General features: G+C 23.3%; 19 protein-coding genes and 1 riboswitch. Of the genes, 12 read left to right on the top strand and 7 right to left on the bottom strand.

Annotated elements, in window-relative coordinates; all coding sequences use genetic code 11:
• The first annotated feature begins 379 nt into the window (after positions 1–379).
• The 3 genes from BP769_RS01205 (at position 380) to BP769_RS01195 (ending at position 3971) form a co-directional block, all read left to right on the top strand.
• Positions 380–847 carry a hypothetical protein gene (locus BP769_RS01205; protein ID WP_409199035.1) on the top strand — a complete coding sequence of 156 codons (468 nt, stop codon included), beginning with the start codon at positions 380–382 and terminating at the stop codon, positions 845–847.
• Between the two features lie 261 nt (positions 848–1108).
• Positions 1109–1204: riboswitch (Fluoride riboswitch) on the top strand.
• Between the two features lie 217 nt (positions 1205–1421).
• Positions 1422–1955, top strand: a complete 534-nt coding sequence (locus BP769_RS01200; protein WP_409199034.1) for an inorganic diphosphatase — start codon at positions 1422–1424, stop codon at positions 1953–1955.
• A gap of 870 nt (positions 1956–2825) precedes the next feature.
• Complete coding sequence (locus tag BP769_RS01195) at positions 2826–3971, top strand: cation:proton antiporter (RefSeq protein ID WP_413823889.1); 1146 nt, start codon at positions 2826–2828, stop codon at positions 3969–3971.
• Positions 3972–4039: 68 nt separating this feature from the next.
• Here the strand turns inward: BP769_RS01195 and BP769_RS01190 are convergent, their stop codons facing one another.
• The gene (locus BP769_RS01190) at positions 4040–4174 is read right to left on the bottom strand and encodes a hypothetical protein (RefSeq protein ID WP_409199030.1); all 135 of its coding nucleotides are present in this window, start codon (positions 4172–4174) and stop codon (positions 4040–4042) included.
• Positions 4175–4199: 25 nt separating this feature from the next.
• Positions 4200–4511 (bottom strand): hypothetical protein, encoded by a 312-nt coding sequence (locus tag BP769_RS01185; protein ID WP_409199029.1) that lies wholly within the window; start codon positions 4509–4511, stop codon positions 4200–4202.
• Positions 4512–4758: 247 nt separating this feature from the next.
• On the opposite strand from BP769_RS01185, the gene BP769_RS01180 reads away from it, so the two are divergent.
• Positions 4759–5547 (top strand): exodeoxyribonuclease III, encoded by a 789-nt coding sequence (locus BP769_RS01180; RefSeq protein WP_409199028.1) that lies wholly within the window; start codon positions 4759–4761, stop codon positions 5545–5547.
• Positions 5548–5587: 40 nt separating this feature from the next.
• Here BP769_RS01180 and BP769_RS01175 read toward each other — a convergent pair whose 3' ends face one another.
• The gene (locus BP769_RS01175; protein WP_409199027.1) at positions 5588–5890 is read right to left on the bottom strand and encodes a hypothetical protein; all 303 of its coding nucleotides are present in this window, start codon (positions 5888–5890) and stop codon (positions 5588–5590) included.
• 178 nt (positions 5891–6068) lie between these two features.
• Here BP769_RS01175 and BP769_RS01170 point away from each other — a divergent pair, with 178 nt between their 5' ends.
• The 6 genes from BP769_RS01170 (at position 6069) to BP769_RS01145 (ending at position 13251) form a co-directional block, all read left to right on the top strand.
• Entirely contained in the window at positions 6069–6332 is a 264-nt protein-coding gene (locus BP769_RS01170; protein ID WP_413823892.1) for a hypothetical protein, read from the top strand.
• A gap of 91 nt (positions 6333–6423) precedes the next feature.
• Complete coding sequence (locus tag BP769_RS01165; RefSeq protein WP_413828639.1) at positions 6424–7527, top strand: DUF116 domain-containing protein; 1104 nt, start codon at positions 6424–6426, stop codon at positions 7525–7527.
• 21 nt (positions 7528–7548) lie between these two features.
• Positions 7549–7833, top strand: coding sequence for a winged helix-turn-helix domain-containing protein (locus BP769_RS01160; protein ID WP_413824388.1), 285 nt, complete (start codon positions 7549–7551; stop codon positions 7831–7833).
• A 280-nt stretch (positions 7834–8113) separates the two neighbouring features.
• On the top strand, positions 8114–9826 hold the full coding sequence (locus BP769_RS01155) for a sensor histidine kinase (protein ID WP_413828641.1): 1713 nt from the start codon (positions 8114–8116) through the stop codon (positions 9824–9826).
• 169 nt (positions 9827–9995) lie between these two features.
• Positions 9996–11570: a histidine kinase dimerization/phosphoacceptor domain -containing protein gene (locus tag BP769_RS01150; RefSeq protein ID WP_413861835.1), complete on the top strand. Its 1575-nt coding sequence runs from the start codon at positions 9996–9998 to the stop codon at positions 11568–11570.
• Between the two features lie 70 nt (positions 11571–11640).
• Positions 11641–13251 carry a histidine kinase N-terminal 7TM domain-containing protein gene (locus BP769_RS01145; protein ID WP_413824382.1) on the top strand — a complete coding sequence of 537 codons (1611 nt, stop codon included), beginning with the start codon at positions 11641–11643 and terminating at the stop codon, positions 13249–13251.
• A gap of 23 nt (positions 13252–13274) precedes the next feature.
• Here BP769_RS01145 and BP769_RS01140 read toward each other — a convergent pair whose 3' ends face one another.
• Entirely contained in the window at positions 13275–13616 is a 342-nt protein-coding gene (locus BP769_RS01140) for a hypothetical protein (protein WP_413824380.1), read from the bottom strand.
• Between the two features lie 150 nt (positions 13617–13766).
• Here BP769_RS01140 and BP769_RS01135 point away from each other — a divergent pair, with 150 nt between their 5' ends.
• Both BP769_RS01135 and BP769_RS01130 read left to right on the top strand, forming a co-directional pair.
• Positions 13767–13907, top strand: coding sequence for a hypothetical protein (locus BP769_RS01135; RefSeq protein ID WP_413824378.1), 141 nt, complete (start codon positions 13767–13769; stop codon positions 13905–13907).
• 46 nt (positions 13908–13953) lie between these two features.
• A complete protein-coding gene (locus BP769_RS01130) occupies positions 13954–14304 on the top strand; it encodes a VOC family protein (RefSeq protein ID WP_413824376.1) in 351 nt (116 codons plus the stop codon).
• Positions 14305–14349: 45 nt separating this feature from the next.
• On the opposite strand, the gene BP769_RS01125 is transcribed toward BP769_RS01130, so the two are convergent.
• From BP769_RS01125 to BP769_RS01115, 3 genes are all read right to left on the bottom strand, one after another.
• Positions 14350–15141 carry a hypothetical protein gene (locus BP769_RS01125; protein WP_413861832.1) on the bottom strand — a complete coding sequence of 264 codons (792 nt, stop codon included), beginning with the start codon at positions 15139–15141 and terminating at the stop codon, positions 14350–14352.
• Positions 15142–15245: 104 nt separating this feature from the next.
• Positions 15246–15680, bottom strand: coding sequence for a DUF4064 domain-containing protein (locus BP769_RS01120; RefSeq protein WP_413861829.1), 435 nt, complete (start codon positions 15678–15680; stop codon positions 15246–15248).
• Between the two features lie 48 nt (positions 15681–15728).
• Positions 15729–16274 carry a zinc ribbon domain-containing protein gene (locus tag BP769_RS01115; RefSeq protein WP_413828647.1) on the bottom strand — a complete coding sequence of 182 codons (546 nt, stop codon included), beginning with the start codon at positions 16272–16274 and terminating at the stop codon, positions 15729–15731.
• Positions 16275–16950 lie beyond the last annotated feature (676 nt).

Raw genomic sequence — 16950 nt, 5'->3', positions numbered from 1 at the left:
GTTCCAGTAGTGGTGTTAAAACACGTTACTGCACAACTCATGGTAGAGTAGTTACTGATGGATCTAATACTTGTCCTTTATGTGTGCAAGAAGGTTTAGATAGTAGAACTGTTAAAGGTTCAACTGAATATGTATAATTAAATTTTTTTTTACTTATTTTTTTATTTTTTAATTTAAAAGATTAATTTTATTAAATATTTATACTAATTTAATTAATAATTTAAATTTTTTCTATATGGATATAATATAAAGATATTTATATTAAAACAATTATAATTATTTATACTTATAATTTATACTTTAATAATAAAATTATTAACTTATATATAAATAAGTTCCATAAGTATATTTTTATTTAAAAAAATATGGAGATTTAAAAATGAAGTTCAACTTAAAAAATTGTATTAGTTTAATCCTACTTGTAGGTGTAATTGCAGTAGCAGGATCTTGTGTTGTATTTGCAGCAGATGCTACTTTAGATGATGGAAGTACTTTCACCATACCAACAGGTTTCACTCTTAATTCATCTAGTGAAACTAGTATGGTGAGTATTTCAAACGAAGCTGATGGAATATTCATTAGTGTAGGTTCAGATGCTGTTAAAGTAACAAAAGATACTTGGGCAGATAAAGGTTTCACATTCAAAACTGAAAAAAACATAACCTTAAACGGAGCTACAACAACTGAAGAACAATATGATAATTCAGGTGTTCCATTCTACGTTTACTATGTAACTAAAGAAGACACAAAATACACTATCATTGTTGCAATGGAAGATAATGCAGATTGGAATGTTCAAGATACTGCAAATCCAGTAAACAGTATAGTTAAAACATTAAAAGCATAAAATCTTAAATTTAAACTTTTAAGGATGATATTAATTTTAAATCCTTAAAAATATTCTTTTTTTTTAATATTTACATCTTAAATCTTAATAGATTATATTAATCATTAAAATTTAAATAAAAATATTTTAGTTAATACTTAATTCAATTAATATGCATATTAACTTTTAAACCATTACCACTTTCTTTTAATATATTAAGCTTATTTTGGCAAAGCCCCTATTTTTTTTAAGAAAACTTTTATATAATAAAAAAATCTAAAATATAATTAAGGTGATGAAGTTCACCTTTTAAAACAGCCAGACTAATTTTTTTATATATTAAATAATTTTTTTCTGGATAATGACTTCTACAACAAAAAATGTAAAATTTTTTTATAAAAAAAATGAATTATATATTAAATATTTATTCATAAATAAAAGAAGAATTATTATCCAAAAACATGAACATTAAAATTTTTTTTGAAATTACTAATTCTCGTATTATTGAAAATTTAAATATTTAATCTATATGAATTTTTATAAAAAAAAATTTTCATTACCCACTAAAAAAAAAGATTAATGGAGAAAAATTATTATGAATAACTTATGGAAAACAATTAAACCCGGTGAAAATGTACCTGAAGAAGTTAATGCAATCATTGAAGTTCCTAATGGTTCTAGAAATAAATATGAATACAATATAGAAATTGGTGCTTTTGAATTAGATAGAGTTCTATATTCACCTGTCCATTATCCAGTAGATTATGGTTTCATACCACAAACAATATACGATGATGGTGATCCAATGGATATAATGGTTTTAATGGATCAACCAACTTTTACAGGATGCTTAATTAAAGCTCGCCCAATTGGCTTAATGAAAATGATAGATACTGGGGAAAAAGATTTTAAAATACTTGCAGTACCCTGTGATGATCCAAGATTTAATGAAATCAAAGACATTTCAGATTTACCTGAACATATACCTAAAGAAATCAGTCACTTTTTCAGTGTATATAAAAATTTACAAGGAAAAAAAGTTGAAGTTCTTGGATGGGAAGATGCTAGTGTTAGTAAAAAAGAATTAACATACAGTATTGATTTATTTAAAAAGGAATATCAAAAGTAATTATTTAATTAATTATTTTTTAAACAAGGGAAAATTAAACATATTTTTCCAGGTGATGAAGTCCACCTACAAAAAAATTTTTTAAAAAATTATTAAAAACTGCACATAAAAAAAGCTAATGTTTACTTAACATTTTTTTTTATTTGCTAATGACTTCTATTTTTTAAAAAAAATGTGAAAAATTTAAAGGTTGGGAAAAACTTAATAATTTTTAAAATTTATTTTTTGTATAAGTAAAAAAAATTTAAACATTTTTTTATTACCTCTCAAACAATAAAGAAATTAAGTTTTTTCAATAAAGAATTTTAATTAAATATTTAATTTAAAAAAATTTCTTGTATCTAAAAAAATAATATTTTGAAAATTAAATAATAAATAAAAATAAGAAAAATTATTAAACCATAACTTTTTAAAAAGAAGGTAAAGAGTAATTTATTCTAAAAAATAAAAAGTTTTTACTATTTAGTTTCTTTTTTTATAACCTCACTCCTAAAAAGGACTAAAAAATTTTTTAAAATTAGAATTAATGTTCTATAAATTCTTTTTAATATAACTAAAAATATTTTTTAAGGTAGAATATAAAAAATTTAATTTATAAAAAAATAAAGGATATGGTTTTAATAATTAAAAACAATCTAAATAAATAAAATATAGATTATATAAACGAAAAAGCTTAATTAAAACTAAAATTTTTTTTAACTTATACTAAATAAAATAAAATTTAAGAAATATTTTTATTTTACCCTCCCTTCCTTTTTACATTTTTTCACCATAAAAACACCCTATATTTCACAATCTAAAGATCTGTTAGATTAGTGAAATTTTTTTAATTTAATAAAAATAATCAAAAAAAATGGAGGCCCATTAATAATGGCTGATATATTTCCTTTAATTTTAGGAATATTAATATTACTAGCTAGTTTAATCTCAATACGTGCTGGAATATCAGTTACAGTTATTGAAATTTTACTTGGAGTAATCGTTGGAAACTTAGGTTTCTTTCATGCGGAATCATGGATGTTATACCTTGCAAGTTTTGGAGGTATACTTTTAACTTTCCTTGCAGGTGTAGAAATAGATGTAAATATGTTGAAAGAGAATTTTAAAGAAAGTTTTACTATAGGATTCTTATCGTTTTTAATACCTTTTGCTGTTATATTTGTTTTAACATATAATATTATAGGTTGGGGTTTAAATCCAAGTTTACTTACAGCTACAGCATTATCTGAAACAAGTATAGCTGTAGTGTATAGTGTTTTAGCAGAAAAAGGATTATTTAGTGAGAAAATTGGTAAACTTATTATGGTTGCAACTTTCATCACAGATATGTGTACTGCTGTAGCATTAAGTGTTTTGTTTGTCAAATTTGACATATATACTGTAATATTTTATGTAGTTTCAATTGTTGTACTTGTATTATCTTATTACCTTTCAGATTATATATTTAATAATGTTAAACTTAAAAATAAATTAGCTGAAATTGAAATCAAATATATTTTCTTACTATTGTTGATATTCATATTCTTTGCTAGTTTAGGTGGAGGTCAAGCTATATTACCTTCTTTTGTTTTAGGTGTGATCTTATCTAGATACTTTAAAGAAAACCGTGGAGATTTAAATGTTAAATCAAGATTTAAAACAGTTGCATTTGCTATATTAACTCCTATATTTTTTATAATGGGTGGTATGAAAGTTTCTATACCTTTGATTTTATCCTCTTTTGGAATTTTCATTGTGATGTTTGCTCTACGTCAATTAAGTAAGTATGTAGGTGTTTATTATGTTAGTAGATATTTCCTTAAATCTAATTATACTTATGTTACTTTGATGATGAGTACTGGTTTAACATTTGGTTTAGTAGCAGCTTTATTTGGTCTTAATTCTGGATTAATTAATCAAACTACTTATAGTGTTTTAACTGGAGTATTAGTTTTAAGTGCTGTATTACCAACATTTATGGCTGAAAAATGGTATCCTCCAATACATAGTGAAGATATTGTTGAAAGTGAAATGTGATAAAAATAAAATTTTTAATAAAATTTTTATTTATCCATTTTTTTGTTGAAAATTAGTAAAATTTTAGATTAAATATTGTCATTTTCATAGTTGAAAATATAATCTACAGTTTGTATAAGGTTAGTTTTCTTTTTAACTTTTTTATTATTCTTTAATTTATCTTCTTTTTTTATTAAATCCTTATTTTCCTTATTATTGGACATAATAATTATTTCCATGTTTTAATTTCTAAAATTTTTTAAAAATAGTTAAATTTTTGTTAATTGTTTTAATAAAATCTTGTAATTGATGATATAAATTTATTCTAAAATTCTTTATATAATGTTTTCTTTGATTTATTCTACTTGCAAGTGTATTGATGTATAATACTTCAGATATGCAGTATACAAGAAGTAAACCAATGTTTAATATTGCGAATATAGTTAATAAGAAGTATTGAAAATGGTGTGTTTGTTTTTTTTCTCCTTTTAATTTTGTCCCACATTTGTAACAGTAAACTGATTCAAAATCATTTATGGTTTGACATTTTGGACATTTCATTTTATACTTACATCCTTTACTTTTTTTATATAATGGCATCCATTGTTTATTTTATTAAATTGTATGTTCTTATATTGTTTATAGGTTAAATATTTTGTTATTTAATTTTTTAATTATTTTAGTAATTTATTTTCGAAATTATTAAAAGAAATGAATTATAATATAATATTTATTCAAAAGTTATATGTTAAAAATAATTTAAATTTTTTCTATTTATAAAAAAAAGTTTGGAATAAGGTGATTTTTTTTGATTGATTTTGATTTTAAAATTATGAGTTGTAATCTTAATGGAATTAAAAGTGCTAAACGTAAAGGTTTTCTTGATGTTGTGAGTGGTGAAAATCCTGATATAATTTGTATTCAAGAAACTAGAACATGTTTAGATAATTTACCTGAAGATTTAATTAATATTCCTGGTTATATGAATGTTTTTTATAGTAATCCTAATCCTGTTTTATGTGGTGTTGCTATTTATAGTAAAGTTAAACCTTTAAGTATTCAGTCTGGTTTAAATATTGAGGAGGATATTGAGGGTCGTTTGTTACGTTTTGATTTCCCTGATTTTACTCTTATAAATGCTTATATTCCAAGTGGGAGTAATAAGTTAAGGTTACAGCATAAGCATGATTTTGTTTATAAATTATTTAATTATGTTAAAGATTTGCATGATGAAGGTAAGAATGTGATTCTTTGTGGTGATTTTAACATCGCTCATGATAAAAGAGATCTTTATTTTAAAGAGTTTAAAAGTGCTGGATTTTTACCTGAAGAACGTAAGATGATTGATTGTTTCCTCAAGAGTGGTTTTAAAGATGCTTTTCGTGAATTATATCCTGAGGAGGAAAAGTTTTCTTGGATGTCTTGGAGAACTCGTAATAATCCTAATTTAGGTGGGGGTTTACGTCTTGATTATTTCTTTGTTAATGATGGTTTAATGGATTCTGTTGTTGATTGTGAGATTAAGGATTTTAACTTATCTGATCATTGTCAATTGTTTTTGAAATTAAATTTGAAAAAGGAGAATGTTGAGGATTAAATTTTTTTATATTTAATCCTAATTTTTATTTTTATTTTTTTTATCCTATGTTTATGTTTACGTGTAAGAATATTAATCCAAATAGTAGTATGTTTAGGAGTAATATTATTATTCCGCTGTTTTCATGTTTTGGATAGGTTATTATGATGTAGTAACTTAGTAGTAAGCTTAGTGTTATTGTTATTAGGCTTAGTGGTATTGGTTGTGTGTTGTTGCCTATTATGATTTGTGATATTGGTATTATTGAGAATAGTATTAGTAATGAAATTATTGTTATTAGGTAGTTTAGTCCTATTATTGTTTTTTCTTTTTTTGGTGTTGGTGTTTGGTTTTTTTCTTTCATAGTTTATTTTTTCTTTTTTTTATCTTATTTAGTTTTAATGGTTTTTTCTAAAAATTTTTACTAACAATCGTTAGCTTTATATAGTATTTATTACAAAATAAAAACTAACAAGTGTTAGTATATATTTTTTTTAATAAAAAAAATAACATTTGATAATAAAAATCATGGAGATAAAAATATGGAAACAACAAGAATAAGAAAAACAGAAAATGATGCTCAATATGAAGAATTAATTGATGAATACATAACAAGAGGATACAAAACAGAACAAAGAGGAGAAAAAACCTGTAACTTAATGAAACCTAATTATGGATCAACTCCCTCCCATTTAATAGTAGCAATACTAACCTGCTGGTGGACATTATTTGTTGGAAACATAGTATGGGCAATATACAATTACTATCAAAACTCTGACCATGTAATAATAAAAAAACAATCTTAAAAATAAATTAATAAAAGAATAAACTAACAAATGATTGTTAGTTTAATTAATATTTTAAAAAAACACTAAAAAACAAGAAGGGTAAAAATAAATGAGTATAACATACAACATAGAAGACCCAAATTACTACAAAACAATAAACAAGTTCACAAACACAATCATAAAAGAAGAAAAAAAATACTTAACATACATAAACAATTACACAAAACATGCCAAAAATAAAACAAAAAAAGAAGCAATACTAGAATCATTAATAATAGGAACATACTGGAACAACTATATCCAAAATGCAATAAACCTAAACCAAAAAGACTACATAAAACTCACAAACTTATTAAAACAACGAGAAGAAAAAAAAGAACTAAAAAATGAAATAGACCAAATACGAGGACAATTAAACACAAAAATAATAAAAAATAATAAAACACAAAAATCAAGAATAAAACTAAACTTACAAAACCTAAAAAAACTAATAAAATTCCTCGAAGCAACAGGAGAATTTAAATATGAAATAAAACACTTAAACACATTCTTAGACTATTTAGAAACATTAAACATTAATAAAATAGAAAAAATTTTAAGAGAAATCCAAAAATTCACAAAAAACTTCCAAGATAAAGCAGAAAAAACTTTAGGAAAATACACAATAAACATAAAAGAATACTTAAAAACAAGTCAAATAAAACATAAAAACAAAGAGGACATTATACTCTGCTCAAGAAACATAAATGAATACTACTTAGAAATGTTTGGAGCAGAAATAATGAACCAAATTAATCATCAAGAATTTCAAAAAAGACCAAGAAAAGCATTAATACTCCCAGGATGCATGAGACTACCAAAAAACATATGTAAAGGAGAAAAAACACACCTTGGAGATGTATGTAAAAAATGCAACGCCCAATGCCCTACTTACAAACTAAAAAAACAAGGCGAAAAAGAAAAATTTGAAGTATATACAATAACTCATGAATCAGATGCATTTAAAAATGCAAGCCAAGAAGATAAAAAAGAATTAGGGATAATAGGGGTAGCATGCACATTAAACCTTATAAATGGTGGATGGAAAGCAGGAAGTTTAGGAATACCTGCGCAATGTGTAATCTTAGACCAAGTAGGATGCACAAATCATTGGAGTGAAAAACCAAAAACAACAAAATTTAATATTAAGCAATTAAATACTATACTCATATAAAAATAGGAAAGATAAAAAAACATGACAATACCAACACCATTAGAATTAATGATACCAATACTTGATTTTTCAAAAGATAAAGAAGAAAAAAATATAGATCAAACACTTGAATACTTAAAAGATAAATTTGAATTAACCCCAGATGAGATTAATTCAACTAATACAAATGGACATTCTATAATAAGTAATAATATTAAATCTGCACGAAAATATTTAGTACAATCTGGTTTATTAGAATATACTAAAAAAGAATATGCTAAAATAACTGAAAATGGATTAAAAGTCCTTCAAAACAAAACACAATAAAAAACTATTTAATATAAAACTTTTTCTATACTTTTTATTTAATCATTTATTTCTAAATTAATTTTAAAAATTAAAGAAAATATTTTCACTTAAACATTTAATTTAAAACATAAAATCAAATATACATATAAATATTGATTTAACCCTATTTTTCAATATTAACTATTAAATCGTAAATTAAATCTTAATAACAGATTTAATAAATAAATAATTGACCTATTTAATAAGATTTGCCCTATTTTTACTTTCAAAAGTTTAAAAAAACTTAAATTTAAGTTTAGTGGATTGTTTAAATTTAAGTTTTAGTGTATTATTACCTTATAATGATGGTGAAGACTTTTATTATCAGTATATTAATAATACTAAATTTTTCAGTAAAAGTTTTAAAAGATATGAAATTGGATTCTCTTATAAAAATTTATTTAAAACATTACCTAACTTAAACCCATTAATATTCCTGCAAAGAGCATGGACAGAAAATAGGAAAGTTGATGTTAGTATTGAATTATATGAAGATAATATTTTAATTTTAAGCTTTGAGTATTATATTATACGAGATAACAATCAATTATACATAATAAGTAAAACAGTAAATGATTTAATTAGTCATCAAAGGGAAGATGAAAAAATATCTAGTATGGGTAATACTGGGATAATATATGTGAATAAAGATGGATTATTAGTTTTTAGTAATGAAAAGATATCTGAAATATTTAATACTGATAAAATGAATTTATTTAAGAATTTAAACTTTTATGAATTTATGGATAAATTTTCATTGTATGATAATGATTTTATCACAACTGATGAGTTTATGGATAAATTTAAAGCATTAACTAGTCATGAAATTAAAAGTATTACTTTAGAAGCAAATCCTAATATTGAAAAAGAAGAATATTATCATATAGAAGCTTTCCCTATAATATATAAACAAAAAGAAGTTTATAGGATTGATTTTGAAAGGATAACAGAAAGTAAACAAAAAGAAATCTTAGCTTCTAGATTAAATAAAATCTTAAACACTATGGAAGAATTAGCAGAAATTGCACTTGGATACTATGATTATAAAACAAAAAATATTCAATGGACAAATGAGATATATGAAATGCTTGAAACAAGTCCAGAAAATATTAATGTTTCCAATTTTGAGGATATTTATGAATACATAGTACCAGAAGATCGTATAATTCAAAAAGAAGCTTTAAGTCAATTAAGCATTACAAAACCTGATATTAACTTTATTGTAAAAATTAAAGCGGAAAAATCTAATATTAAGTATATTCATCATTATTATAAACTTTTCTTTAATCATTTCAATCAAAAGAGTTTACTTGTTATTTTTGCACAGGATGTAACTAAGAATGAGGAAGAGTTAAAACAAAAGGATATGCTTATTAAAGAGGTTCATCATCGTGTGAAAAATAATTTACAGATAATATTATCTTTACTTAACTTGGATTTACGTTTTAATTCTAATGATCCTTTAAGTATTATAGAAGATACTAGGATTCGTTTAAATTATATGGCTCAGTTACATGAAAAAATTTATAAATCATCAATTAATAATAATATAGATTTAAAGGATTATTTAGTTGATATTGCAAGTGGAATATTAACTATGTATAACAGTTCTATAAAAATTAATAGTGATATGGATAGTGTTATTGTGGATTTAGATTTAGCAGTGCCTTTAGGTTTAATTCTTACTGAAATAATAAATAATACTAATAAATATGCATTTCCTGAGAAAGATGGTAATTTTTATATTATTTTACGATTAAATGGAGATAAAGCTATTCTTGATTTATATGATGATGGTTTAGGTCTTCCAGAAAATTTTAAATTTGAGGATAGTGTTGGGTTAGGCATGACTGTTATTAAAAGTTTAACACAGCAATTAGAAGGAGAAATAAGTATAGTGCCTGATAAAGGGGCTCATTTTAAGTTAATTTTACCAATTAAAGAAAAAAATTATAAATCTTTAAACCATTAGTTTATGGTATATTATTTAAAATATTAATAATTTTGAAATTTAATATTACATTATTAAAATTTTTTCAATATATTTATTATACTTGAATAAATAAATTATATACAATATTAATTAATGGTAGGAGTATTTTATTATTTTAATCTTTAATTTTAATTTTTTTGGTTTGACTTTGATTACTGCAGGTATATTAGCTGCATGTCTCTCTCGTCATTATTATCATAGAAAAGAAGATAAAGTATTCTACTATTTCAGTATAATATCCTTTTTATGCTTTTTAAATTTCTTTTTTCAAGGTTTAGATACTATTACTGTTCCTTTTATACTTAAATCATTTTTTGGACAAATTTGTGTCTTAGGATATGCATTTATACCAGTATTTTTATTAATCTTAACTTATACAATAATAAACAATGGAAAAGATTTATCTAAAAAACTTAAAATAGCTTTGTTATGTATACCTGTAATTTTTTGTTTAGTTGCTTTAAGTAATCCTTTAACTGGTTGGTATTATAATAATATTACTTATCCTAATCCTGGTTTTTATCAATTACAATTACATTACATTCCTAATTTTGGGGAAATAATTTTACGAACTTATAACTTTTTAATGATATTCCCCGTTATATTTATGAATTTGAAAGCACTTATTCAAGATAAAAATTCTGAATATAGTACTATTTATAAAATAATGATAAGTGTAGGAATATCTATAGTCTTAATTAATTTATTTGTATTTACTAAATTCGAACCTGGATTTAGTTGGGGACTATTATCTATTTTAGTTGGATATATAGTTTTATTTTTTGCAATAAACCTTTATAATCCATTTGAAGTATTGCCAATTGTGAATTCAAAAATCATTAATGAAATAGATATATGTATCCTTTTTTTTGATGAAAAGAATAAATTATTATCAGTAAATCAAGCATGTACAGATTTAAATATATTTAATAATACTTTATATCAATCACCTGAAAATGTTTTTAAAGATAAACCTGAAATAATTGATTTTTACTATAAATCTGATTTGGATTCTTTTAGATTTAAACTTAATGATAAATGGTTAGAAATTGACAAGTCTGAAATGAAAGAAGAAAATCAAAAATTAGGTACTATTTTAAGTATTGAAGATGTTACAAGTAATATTTTTGAATTAGAGCAAAAAGACTTACTTGTAAAAGAAGTTCATCATCGGGTTAAAAACAATTTACAAATAATATTATCCTTACTAAACTTAGATTTACGGTTTAATAGTGATGATTATATGTCAGTTATTAATGATACTCGTTTAAGATTAAGTTATATGGCAAGTTTACATGAAAAATTATATAATTCTTCATCTAATAATAATATTAAAATTAATGATTACTTACCAGATATTGCATTAGGAATTTTTAATATGTACAATAGCCATATTAAAATTGTTAAAGACTTAGAAGATGTTAATGTAAACATAGATATTGCAATTTCTTTAGGTTTGATTCTTACAGAAGTAATTAATAACACTATTAAATATGCTTTCCCTAAAGAAGATGGACATTTCTTCATAAGATTTAAAACACAAAATGGTAAGGGTATCCTAGATTTATATGATGATGGTGTAGGATTACCAGAGGGATATAAAATTGAAGATAGTACTGGTTTAGGTATGACTGTTATACAAAGTGTTACCTCTCAAATTAATGGTGAATTAAAAATTATTCCAGATAAAGGAACTCATTTCAGAATAAAATTCCTATTATAAAAAAAATTTTTATATTTTGTAAGTTTTTAACCATTATTTTTAATAATAAGTTTAAACATAAAAAAATTTAATGTTAATTCAAATAACTGGATTTGGAATTTTACTTTATTTAACTTGTTTAATAAGTATATATTTAATCTATATTTTTAAAGGTAAAAAAGATAATAAAATTTATTACTATTTAATATTATTATTCATATTTTTTACTATAGATTTATTAGCTCAAGCATTAGAATGTAGTTTTACTCCATTTAATTTTAAGAGTTTTTTTGGACATATCTGTGTCATTGGTTATAGTATTGCACCTGTTTTCTGGTTACTATTTGTTTATGCTTTCACAAATAAAGGGAAAACTATGTCACGAAAATTAGAGTGCTGTTTATTAATTATACCAATTTTTGTTGTGTTTTTAGTAATTACAGATCCATGGTTACATTGTTATTTTAGTAATATAACTTGGTCTACTTCAGCTTATACTATACAATTACATTATAGTTATACTTGGGGTAATCATATAATTGTAGGTTATAATATTATTTTAGCTTTAACTACTGCATTTTTACTTATTAAGGAAATTATAAAAGGAAATAAGCTTTTTAGAAAATCTTATTGTGTATTAATTACTGCTACTCTAATTGTATTCTTGATGAGTATATTAAATGTTTCAAATATATTGCCTAATTTTAGTTTTGAAGCATTATCTATTGTCATTTCAATTTTACTTATTACAACATCTGTTTTAATGTATGATAGTTTAGATTTACTTAACTTGTTAGATATGAAAATAATTAATGAATTAAATAGGGGTGTTGTTTTTTTTAATAGTCAAGATATTTTAAAAATAATGAATACTAAAGGTCATGATTTTTGTTTAAACACTGAGGATATAATTAATCAGAAAGCAGAGAATGTATTTAAATTTCGCCCTGAAATGTTTAATTTTTATAATAATCCTGAATTAAAGACATATAAGTTAACACAGGATAATAAATGTTTTGAGATTACAAAGGATAAAATTATGGATAATGGTAAATTTTTAGGGACTACTTTAATTATAAAAGATATTACAAGTGATAATTATGAATTAAATCATAAAGATATGCTTATTAAAGATGTTAATTTAAGAGTTAAGAATAATTTACAAATTATTTTATCATTACTTAATATAGACTTACATTCTCATCCTGATGATTCTTATGTTGTTATTGAAGATACACGATCCAGGATAAGATTTATGAGTTCTTTACATGAAGAGATTTATAAATCAGCAAATTTCCATTATATTAATGTTAAAGATTTTTTACCTAAGATTACAAAAAATATTTTTTCAATGCATAATACTATATTGAATACACAATATAATTTAGAAGATTATATGGTTGATATAGATTTAGCAATGTATTTAGGGTTAATTCTTATTGAAGTTTATAGTATTTCAATTAAGTATAATTTAATTGAAAACAATGATGATATCTATATGAAATTTAGAATCTGTAATGATTTTGGTGTATTGGATTTAATAGATCAAAATCAAAAATTAGAATATGAAATTAACATTGAAAATAGTGAAAACTTAAGTTATATGATAATAAAAAACTTACTCAACCAAATTGATGGAACATTAATAAAAATTCCTGAAGAAAACACACATGTAAGAATAAAATTCCCACTAAAAAAGTAAGATAAATAATTAATAAAAAAATTTTAATTAGGTTTTAATTCATTTAAAACCTTTTCATTAACTTTGCGTAATTCACGTAAAACCTTAGGACCCATACTAGTTTTCTGATTGAAATTATGGAATAAATCTAAAATTTGTATTAAAAGATACTTCATTATTTCATAAGTTTCATCACTTAAATAACCATTCTCATAAGCTAATTCTAAATCCTTTAAAATATTTTTACCAATATGTAAAATTTCTTTAATATCACTTAAATGTTTATGACTATTATTTAGAAAATTATACAATTCATTCTCTAATTTATAAGATTCCACTTTAAATCTTTCATACAATCCTTCACGATCAATATTATCTCTAATCATAAATAAACGTCCTCCCTTTTAAAAAATCTATTTTTGAAAAATAAAACAAATTAATTTATATAAAACTATATAATTTCAGGATTATATAATAATTACTAGTTAAATTAATGTTTTATAAAAGAAATTATATTAAAGGAGGATTCTTATTTAATGGAAGATGAAAATAATAATGATTTAAGTGAAACTAAATGGAGTAATTTTAGTATTACAGAGAAAATATTGTTAATAATAGCATTAATCCTCGTAATTGTAGTTTTCGTAGGTGCTATTTTAAGTATTATATATCCATGAGGATTTTAAACCAAAGTTTAAAATTTTATTAAAGGAGATTTTGTTTATGAAAATTAAATATTCAACAATGATAACGGAAAATATGGAAGAAACAGTGAAATTTTACAATGAAACATTAAGATTTGAAATAGAATCTACATTTGATTTACCAAACAATGCAAAAATAACTCTTCTTAAAGGTGAAGGTGAAACTTTAATTGAAGTAATACAAAACAATATTGATAAAGTAGGATTATACTCAATTGGAATAGAAGTAACAGATTTAAACAAAACTGTTGCAAATTTAAAAGAAAAAGGTGTTAAATTTTTACTTGAACCAACTGAAATTAGTGTAGGGTCCATGGCACGTTTTCAAGATCCTAATGGGGTTAATATTGTATTGCTCCAACATTACTAAATAAAAATAAAAATAAAAATGTTAAAATTGGAACATTAAATAATATTATGCATATTCAGCTTCCATATTTCGTCTAGCTTGATCATCTACTGGAGTTAAGTCGCCTGCACCTTTACGGTATTGGCAATCATCACGATATAATCCACCATTTAAACGGTAATATTTACCATAATTAGGGTTAACTCCACCATCACCCCATTCTGATTGGGCTTGCTGTAAATCTCCTTCAGTTAAAATATCACTACCAGAATCACTACTTGATGAACCTAAATTAGAATTTGAACTTGTAGTAATTGATTTTTGAGCAGCTTCTTCATAAGCTGAAGTGTCTAATGGTTTTAAAGTTATACTATTTAACATTTTAACAAGATCTTCAGTATTATTTGCACCTACCATAACTACAGTATTGTTAACACAAAAAGTTCCTAAATATTGGACTTTATATGAATTATTATTGTTTAATTTATAAATTTTACAATTAGGATTTAAATTACTAATATTAGGCACTGGACTTATTTCTCCACTTTTATTTAATGCTTGACTCATAATTTCGCTAGCATTATCATTAAATAGTGAACTGTAAGCAAAACTTGCCATTAAACTATTATTCTCATCAATGAATAATGATTGACCTGGAACTAGTTGATTGTTTGTACTTGTATTATTTGTAAAAGTAGCATTAGATGAAACATTCATTGTGAATTCTCCAAAATCATAAACTTTAGAGTCATTAGTATTTAATGGGTTAATGTTACCTATTGCTAAAACGGTTCCAAATGTTATTACCAATAAGATTATAATAGTAGCTAAAATTATTATAATATTTTTTTCTTCCATTTTAAAAACCTTTTATAAATTATTATAAAAAAAGGGATTATATGAATTTAAAAACCATTTTTAATTTATTAGATTAAGGCTTTTAATTCATAAAATTTACTTCTTTATTTTTTCATTAATGCTAATATACCGCCTATACCTAATAGTATTGCAGGTAATACTCCAAATAAGCTGATACTTATAAGTACCCATATTGCGGATATTATTAATATTATTCCACCATATTTAGCATTTTTATTTAGATATACTGCTCCTATTATACCTACAATTGAACCTATTAATGCACTCATTCCTAGCATTAATATTTCATCTCCACCAAATGCACTAAACATGATTGCAAGTATAGCGCCTAATATACCGAATATTCCACCGAGTATTCCTAAAACTAATTCAGTTGTGTGACTTACGTTACTGTTTTGGTTGGAATTGTTTATTATTTTTGGAGTTGGGTTTTTGGAGTCAATTTCAGCTCCACAATTATTGCAATATACTGTGTCTTCATCTACTTCTTTTCCACAGTTTGGACAATATTTTGTCATTTAAATTTCCCCCTTAATTTAAAATTTTAATTTTACTATCTATTTTTTTTATAATGTTACATTTTGTGAGTATATTGCGGTGGATAGGTCTCCTCCACTAAATGGACTATCAAAGACATATATTTCTGCTCTTGTTGGTGTTCCACTGTCTACATAAGCTGTACCTGAAACTTTAATGTTTTGGTTTGCTTTTACATCATTCATGTTCCAAGTTAGTGGATCTTGTTGAAGTATAGTTCCTTGATCATCGTAATATACTGTTACTATTTCTAGGTAATCATAATCTTGGCTTGCTACTAAATCTCCAGATACATCGTATCCTCCATAACCTGTACTTGTTATTGCTAAATTGGTTAAGCTTAAGGTTGGTTCTGTGGTTGTACTTGGACTTGATAGTGCACCTATTATTATAAATAAGATTATTAGTAATAGTACAATTATTATGAGTTTTTTGGCTGTGCTGAATGATTTGAATTTGTTTAAAATTCCATCATTTTTGTTTTGTGGGCTTGTAGTTGTTTGTGTTCCACATTTTTTACAGAAGTTACTTCCTTCAGGTATTTCTGCTCCACAATTTTTACAGTATTTTGGCACTGTTTTTATCCTCCTTCTTAATTTTTTATAAATTTATAAAAAAAGTTTAAAAAGGGTTTTTAATGTTTTGTAAAAAATTGATATTATCTATTTAATATAAAGTATTACTATAATTGTATTATATAAAAAATTAGCACCCAAATACAATTAACTAATATAAAAAATGTATAAATTTATAGATTAATACAAATTTTTAAACCTTTTAAAATTTTTTATATGCACCCGATTTACAATTAATAATATGTACTCTATTTATATTTAAATAATTCTAAAAAAATTTTTGTAAAAATTAAAACATTAGTTTAATATTTTTATAAAAAAAATTTTAAAATATTTAATCAAATTTTTCTTCACTTAAAGATTAAATCTGAAATATAAACAGAAAAAGGGAGATTTTAATAAATAAATAAATTTACTTAACATATGCAAGTATCTTATAAGTTAATTAAAATTAAAAATAATATTAATAATATATTAAAACATAATAAAACAATCAATAAACCCTCCTATAATTTTTTTACAATATAATATAACTAAACAAGAGATTTAAACAATATAAATTTTTAAAAAAAATATTAAAATCATTAAATTAATATATTCGTACATATAAAAATAAAAAATAAGTATAGGAGGGAGAATTAAAGTATATTATGAAAAATAGGCTTTGTAGAAACCC

The organism is Methanobrevibacter sp. UBA417 (assembly GCF_002508845.1).
In the GTDB taxonomy this organism is placed as follows: Archaea; Methanobacteriota; Methanobacteria; order Methanobacteriales; family Methanobacteriaceae; genus Methanobrevibacter_A; species Methanobrevibacter_A acididurans.
The sequence above is the reverse complement of the archived record's forward strand: the minus strand, read 5'-3'. Positions and strand labels throughout refer to the sequence as shown.

What these genes read in the sequence shown, in the direction of transcription:
- BP769_RS01160 (WP_413824388.1), top strand. Translation starts at nt 7,549, where the DNA reads ATGACAATACCAACACCATTAGAATTAATGATACCAATACTTGATTTT.
- BP769_RS01190 (WP_409199030.1), bottom strand. Translation starts at nt 4,174, where the DNA reads ATGTCCAATAATAAGGAAAATAAGGATTTAATAAAAAAAGAAGATAAA.
- BP769_RS01185 (WP_409199029.1), bottom strand. Translation starts at nt 4,511, where the DNA reads ATGAAATGTCCAAAATGTCAAACCATAAATGATTTTGAATCAGTTTAC.
- BP769_RS01200 (WP_409199034.1), top strand. Translation starts at nt 1,422, where the DNA reads ATGAATAACTTATGGAAAACAATTAAACCCGGTGAAAATGTACCTGAA.
- BP769_RS01125 (WP_413861832.1), bottom strand. Translation starts at nt 15,141, where the DNA reads ATGGAAGAAAAAAATATTATAATAATTTTAGCTACTATTATAATCTTA.
- BP769_RS01170 (WP_413823892.1), top strand. Translation starts at nt 6,069, where the DNA reads ATGGAAACAACAAGAATAAGAAAAACAGAAAATGATGCTCAATATGAA.
- BP769_RS01130 (WP_413824376.1), top strand. Translation starts at nt 13,954, where the DNA reads ATGAAAATTAAATATTCAACAATGATAACGGAAAATATGGAAGAAACA.
- BP769_RS01145 (WP_413824382.1), top strand. Translation starts at nt 11,641, where the DNA reads ATGTTAATTCAAATAACTGGATTTGGAATTTTACTTTATTTAACTTGT.
- BP769_RS01140 (WP_413824380.1), bottom strand. Translation starts at nt 13,616, where the DNA reads ATGATTAGAGATAATATTGATCGTGAAGGATTGTATGAAAGATTTAAA.
- BP769_RS01120 (WP_413861829.1), bottom strand. Translation starts at nt 15,680, where the DNA reads ATGACAAAATATTGTCCAAACTGTGGAAAAGAAGTAGATGAAGACACA.
- BP769_RS01175 (WP_409199027.1), bottom strand. Translation starts at nt 5,890, where the DNA reads ATGAAAGAAAAAAACCAAACACCAACACCAAAAAAAGAAAAAACAATA.
- BP769_RS01165 (WP_413828639.1), top strand. Translation starts at nt 6,424, where the DNA reads ATGAGTATAACATACAACATAGAAGACCCAAATTACTACAAAACAATA.
- BP769_RS01195 (WP_413823889.1), top strand. Translation starts at nt 2,826, where the DNA reads ATGGCTGATATATTTCCTTTAATTTTAGGAATATTAATATTACTAGCT.
- BP769_RS01135 (WP_413824378.1), top strand. Translation starts at nt 13,767, where the DNA reads ATGGAAGATGAAAATAATAATGATTTAAGTGAAACTAAATGGAGTAAT.
- BP769_RS01205 (WP_409199035.1), top strand. Translation starts at nt 380, where the DNA reads ATGAAGTTCAACTTAAAAAATTGTATTAGTTTAATCCTACTTGTAGGT.